Origin of the sequence: Streptomyces sp. NPDC000151, from assembly GCF_040301705.1 — a bacterium.
Classification (GTDB): domain Bacteria; phylum Actinomycetota; class Actinomycetes; order Streptomycetales; family Streptomycetaceae; genus Streptomyces.
In genome coordinates this window covers 1-6,047 of sequence record NZ_JBEPFC010000243.1, presented here as the reverse complement: position 1 = coordinate 6,047, position 6,047 = coordinate 1, and the positions used below count along the sequence as shown (strand labels likewise).

The window sequence follows — 6,047 nt, the reverse complement described above, 5'->3', positions numbered from 1 at the left end:
GCGAGCGCGCCGCGCACGGCGCGCGCGTACCGCTCCCGCTCCGGCGCCGGGACGCCCTCGCGGACCAGGAGGCGGACCATGCGGTGCAGGTGGACGCCGGTGATCCCGGCGCCGTCCGCGGTCTCCGTGGCGTCCACGACGGAGTAGCGGGCGAGCAGCCGCAGGGCGTCCTGGAGCCGTCGCGGGTCGCCGGTCAGCGGGGCGAAGTCGCCGCGGATCCGGCCGAGGAGGGTGACCGGCACGGTGCCGGGCGCGAAGGAGGCGCACAGCCGCAGCAGCTCCCCGGCGTCCGGCGCGGTCTCGGCGATGCGGTCCAGCAGCGCCGTCCAGGCCGCGGCGAAGGTCATCGGGAAGTCCTCGGCGACGACCGTGCGGGCGTCGCCGATGCCGCCCTCCAGCAGCCGCAGATAGCTCCCGACGCTCATGTCGGAGTCGTTCAGCCAGCCCGCCGTCTGGTCCAGCAGCAGCGGCAGGTCCTCCAGGGCCGCGGCCAGCCGGTCCGCGTCGGCCGCGGCCAGGCGCGGGGCCCGGCGGCGTACGAAGGCGACGCTCTCCGGGCGGTCGAGGACGGGGACCGGCAGGAGCAGGGTGTTGTAGGTGTCCCAGGAGCGGTTCCGCGAGGTGATCAGGACGTGGCCCGACCCGCTGGGCAGCAGGCCGGCCACCGCTTCGGGGTCGTCCGCGCCGTCCAGGACGAGCAGCCAGCGGTGGTACGGCTCGCCGCGCCGCAGTGCGTCCATGACCGCGCGCAGCCGCTCGCCGGACCCGGCACCGCACCTGATCCCCAACTCCGGCGCCAAAGCTGCCAGTTGATGCCGCGCCTCCTCCCCTTCCCCGGCGGCGATCCACCACACCACGTCGTACTCGGCGGCGAAGCGGTGCACGTACTCGGCGGCCAGCTGGGTCTTGCCCACGCCCGCCATGCCCAGCAGCGTGCAGACCGCCGCGCCCCGTACGGAGCCCGCCAGGCGGCGGTGGACACGGGCGAGGAGGGACGCGCGGCCGGTGAAGCGCGGGTTGCGGCGCGGCACCCCGCCCCAGACGTCGGGCGCGTCCAGCGGGAAGCGCGGGCCGCCGGTGCCGGGCGCCGGGATGTCCGGGAGGCCGAGGCGGCGCAGCAGGAGGCGCTCGGCGTGGTGCGCGCCGGCCTCGGTCAGCTGGGCGGGGCCGAGCGCGGCGGCACCCCGCGGGAGGTTGCCGGGGTCGGTGACGGAGACGGCGCTGAAGCGGCCGGGGTGGGCGGCGGTGACGGCGGCGAGGGCCGCGTCCCACTCCCGACCCGTGCGGACGCCGGGCTGGAAGTAGCCGGCGCTGAAGACGAGCAGCACCCGGCCGCCGGAGAGCGTGAGCCCGGCGAGCGCGGCCCGCAGCTCCATCGCGGCGGGCGGGTCCCAGTGGTGCAGCGGGGCGCGCAGCCCGTGGCGTTCGAGCCGGTCGGCGATCCAGTCGCCCCAGGCCCGGCCGTCCCCGGCGACGCTGACGGTGACCCGCGGGCCGGGCGGCGGACCGGGCCGTACCGGCCGGGCGGGCCGCGGCACCCGCGCGGACGCGGCGTCCGTCGGCCGCTGCGGGAACGTCGACTCCGCCGGCTGCGCCATACGGTCCTGCTCTCCTCCGGGGGACCGTCGATACGGCCCTGTTCTTCCGTATCCCACCGCGCCCGGCGACCGCGAGCGGATTCCGGCCTAGTACGGGGAGCCCGACCGCAGCTGACGCCGCATCAGGTCATCTGCGGCTCGAAGTCCCAGTAGGGCCGGGTACGGGCGCGGGCGGAGACGGTGTGGGCGTGCTGGGGGCCCAGTACGGTGCTCAGGCCGGTCAGGGCCTCCTCCTCCAGCTTGTCGGCCTCCTGGCGTTTGCGCAGGCCACGCAGGTCCGCGGCGAGCGCGATCTGGCCGGAGAGGGTCAGCGGGTGGCGCAGGCCCAGGGTGGCGGCGGCGCGGGCGACGGTGTCCCGGCCCAGTTCGGCGGCGCTCTCCGGGTCGCCGGCGAAGTTGCGGGCCGCCGCGGCGTTCAGCGCGCAGCCCAGCGTCCAGGGGTGGTCGGGGCCGACCGCCCGGCGCATCCCCTCCAGCGACTCCTCGGACAGCAGCAGCGCCTGCTGCCGCTCGCCCGCGGCGCGCAGCACGAGCGCGTGGTTGGCCTGGGCGCCGATCGTGTACGGGTGGGCCGCGCCCAGCTGGAAGAGGTACCGCTCGGCGACCTGCTCGCCGATCTCCCGGGACTGGTCCAGGCTGCCGTGCTCGCGGGCGAAGCAGGAGTAGCTGACGGCGACCATGAGGGTGAGCGGGTCGGTCTCGCCGAGCACCCGCTCGGAGCGTTCCAGTGCCCGGCCGAGGAGGCGGCCGGCCTTGGCGCGGTCGCCGGTGCGGTAGTAGCACAGCCCGAGGTTGTGCTCGGCGCGCAGCGTCTGGGGGTTGTCGTTGCCCATGACGAGGCGGTGCACCCGCACGCTGTGCTCCTGTACCGAGGTGGCCTCGGCGTAGCGGCCGAGGAGGCGCAGGTCGGTGGCGACGTGGATCTCGGAGAAGAGCGACCAGTTGTGGCGGGGGCGCAGCAGCTCGCGGCGGGCTTCCAGGGTGCGGCGGTGCAGTGCCAGGGATTCGGTGTAGCGGCCGAGGAGGCGGAGCGAGACGGCCAGGTTGTTCTGCGCGTTCAGGGTGCGCGAGTCCTGCTCGCCGACCAGGTCGGTGTAGCCCTGCAGGACGGTGGTGGACAGCTCCAGGGCCTCCTCGAAGCGGGCGAGGCCGCGCAGGTCGGCGGCGAGCCCGTTGGCGGCGCGCAGCGTGTCCAGGTCGCGCGGGCCCTGGGTGTCGCGCAGATGGTCCAGGACGACGCGGTCCAGCGCCTCGGTGGCGGCGTAGTCGCCGGTGGCCCGCAGCAGGTTGGCGTAGTGGTAGCTGAGGTCCCAGATCCGCGGGTGGGTGTCGCCGAGCAGCTCCCGCCAGGCGGCCAGGGCGCGTTCGGCGAGCTTGAGGCCTGAGCGGTACTCACCGGAGAGGTACATGTACCGCAGCACGTTCAGGACCAGGTTCTGCACGTCCGGGTCCCGGCTCACCAGGACGTTGGCGGCCTTGAGGTGCTGGGCGAGCTCGGCGAACCGGGGCCACAGGCGGGTGTCGGTGGGGCGCAGCGGGTCGGCGGCGGCCAGCGCGCGCTGCGCGACGCGGCTGTACTCCGCCTGCTGCCGGTCCGGCATCAGCGCGCGCACGGTCTGGTGGACCATGCGGTGCATGTAGAGGATCTCGCCGCCGGGGGACGCGTCGTCGGCGGTGACGTCGTGGGACTCGATGCGCACGACGGAGTACTGCAGGAGCTTGCTGATGGCCTGGTTCCACAGCAGCGGGTCGTTCATCAGCCCCGTCAGCTCCTCCGGCAGGTCGCCGGGCGGGATGTCGCGGAGCAGCCGTACGGGGATGGCGGCGGGCGCGAAGAAGGAGCACAGCCGCAGCAGGTCGACGGAGGCGGGCACCGCCTCGGCCAGCCGGTTCTGCAGTATCGACCAGGACGTCTGGTAGGTCATCGGGAAGTCGTGGGCGACCCGGACGACCTCGGCGTCGGCGCCGCTCTCCAGCAGGTCGACGTACTCGTCGACGGTCATCGTGGAGTCGCTGAGCCAGCCCGCCGTCTGGTCGAGCAGCAGCGGCAGGTCCTCCAGCGCCTCGGCCAGCTGGTCCGCCTCGGCGCGGTCCAGGCGCGGGGCGCGGCGCCGGACGAAGGCGATGGACTCCTCGCGGGTGTAGACCGGGACCTCGAACATCATGGTGTTGTGCTCGCTCCACTCGCGGTTCTGCGAGGTGAGGAGCACGTGGCCGGGGCCGGAGGGCAGCATGTCGGCGACGTGTTCGGGCTGGTCGGCGCCGTCCAGGACGAGCAGCCAGCGGGAGGACGGCTCGCCGCGCCGGAGCGCGTCGCGGACGGCGCGCAGCCGCTCGCCGTACTCCTGGCCGGTGCTCAGGCCGAGCGCGGGGGCCAGCTCGGCCAGCCGCTGGCGCATCGGGGTGCGCTCGCCCGCCGCGACCCACCACACCACGTCGTACTCGGAGCCGAAGCGGTAGACGTACTCGGTGGCGAGCTGGGTCTTGCCGACGCCCGACATGCCGTACAGCGTGCACACGGCGGCGCCGCGCTCGGCCTGCTGGAGGCGGTGGTAGACGTCCGCGAGGAGGTTCTCGCGGCCGGTGAAGCGGGTGTTGCGGCGCGGCACGCCGCCCCAGACGCGCGGCTGCTCCTGGGGGTAGCGGGGGCCGCCGCCGTCCTCCTCCGGCTCGGCGTGCGGGTCGGGCTCGATGCCGAGCCGGGCCAGCAGCCGCCGCTCGGCCTCGCGGGCGCCGACGTCGGCCAGTTCGGCGGCGCCGAAGACGGCGGTGGCGGTGGGCAGCGCGTTCGTGGTGACGGAGACCGCGGCGAACTTGTCCTGGCGGTCGGCGACGACGGTGCGCAGCGCGGCATTCCACTCCTCGTGGCTGCGCGGGCCGAGCTGGATGTACCAGTCGCTGAGCACGATCAGGACGGTGCCCTCGGCGAGCGCGAGGTCGCTCAGCGCGTCCTCCAGCGGGGTGCCGGCCCGCGGGTCCCAGCGCTGGAAGGCCACCCGCATCCCGTGCCGTTCCAGCCGGTCCCCGATCCAGGCGGCCCACGCGCGGTTGAAGCCGGCGAAACTGACCGTGACCGGTGGCCGGCCGGTGGGTGCGGTGCTCCTGCGCGCTGCGGGCATTCGAACGACTCCCTCGTCTTGCGTACGAACGGACGGCCGGGCAAGGACCGTCAGAGCTGCCCTTCTGGGGAACATACACCGGCGAACCGGTCGTCGGCGGTCATCGCGCGTGCTGTCGTCGCCACATCGTCCGCGACGTCTCCACGTAGGCGCTCGCGCGTGCCAAGTACCCCTCGGGCGGGGGGCGTTCCCGCAAACGAGTGAGCCGCTCGGCCATCGCGCCGGCCAGGACGCGGCCGGCCGGGGTGAGGGCGCGCGAGCCGAGCAGCGTGGGCAGCGCGGCGCCGACCTGTTCGCGGCAGCGGGAGTGCTCGGCCCACGCGGTGTGCCGCTCCAGCGCGGTCCCGGCGGTCAGCGCGAAGCGCTGCCAGTAGTCGGCGAGCGCGAGGTGCGAGTACGTGCCCTGGAGCAGCCCGTCGAAGGGGCGCGGGTCGGGCCGCCAGGGCGCCCAGTGCCGGGCCGTGCCGGCGTCGTGGTGCAGCGGCGTCAGCTCGGCGAGGGCGGCGAGCTTGGCGTGCTGGAGCTCGTGAACGAGCGTCGCGGCGAGGAAGGCGGGGGTCTGCGGGGTGGAGCTGAGGACCGCGCCGAACGCCTCGCGGCGGGTGCCGCTGCAGTGCGCGGGGCCCGAGGCGTGCGGGCTGGCGTTGGGGGGCGGCGCGAGCGGCACGACGCAGTCCAGCAGGACGTCCGCCTCCAGGGCGCGGGTCGGGCCGCCGCGCTCCAGCAGCGGCCAGGCCCCGGCCCAGGCCGCCTGCCAGCGGGTCCGTTCGGCGGCGCCGAGCGGCTCGGCGGGCCTGAGGCCGTGCCGCTCCAGCCCGCTGTCGGCCGTGCGGAAGGGGTCGAGGTCGTCCAGCAGTACGGGGTGGGGGCCGCCGGTGAGCGGGCGCAGCGGGCGCCATGCGGGGTCGGCCGACTCCCAGGCACCGTCGGCCCGCGGCAGCAGCACGGCGGGCGGGCCCACGGGCGGCCCGATCGTCAACCTGCCGCCTGCGAAAAGGAGTTCGGCCTCGGCGGGCGGCCCCTCGCGTCCGGCGTCGCGCCCGTGCAGGGTGTACGCGCCGAGGGTGGGCAGGGCCAGTACGCCGCCCGGGGCACGCAGTTTCAGGGTGAACGGCAGGCGGGCGCGGGCGGCGGCCGCCGCGGCGACGGCCCCGAGGTGTTCGAGGTCGGGGAGCAGGCCGGGCGGCGGGACGGCGGCCGCGAGACCGTGCAGGGCGCGCCGCACCCAGGGCCCGAGCAGCGGGTAGTACAGCACCCGGCGGGTGGCGTCCCGGTCGGCGCGGTCGGCGGCCTCCAGCAGCGCCCAGTGCTCCGCCACCCGGGCCGCCGC

3 protein-coding genes are annotated in these 6,047 nt (G+C 75.7%); all 3 read right to left on the bottom strand.

The features are described 5' to 3' along the window. Positions 1-1,598 (bottom strand): FxSxx-COOH system tetratricopeptide repeat protein (fxsT, locus tag ABT381_RS34685; RefSeq protein ID WP_351601743.1); only part of this gene is annotated, 1,598 nt, incomplete at its 3' end. A 122-nt stretch (positions 1,599-1,720) separates the two neighbouring features. Beyond that, a complete protein-coding gene (fxsT, locus tag ABT381_RS34680; protein ID WP_351601740.1) occupies positions 1,721-4,717 on the bottom strand; it encodes an FxSxx-COOH system tetratricopeptide repeat protein in 2,997 nt (998 codons plus the stop codon). Positions 4,718-4,817: 100 nt separating this feature from the next. After that, positions 4,818-6,047, bottom strand: a 1,230-nt coding sequence (locus tag ABT381_RS34675) for an aKG-HExxH-type peptide beta-hydroxylase (RefSeq protein WP_351601736.1), incomplete at its 5' end; no start/stop codon positions are given.

Bases quoted from the DNA above. Each gene is read 5' to 3' on its own strand.
- fxsT (WP_351601740.1), bottom strand. From the start codon at position 4,717: ATGCCCGCAGCGCGCAGGAGCACCGCACCCACCGGCCGGCCACCGGTC.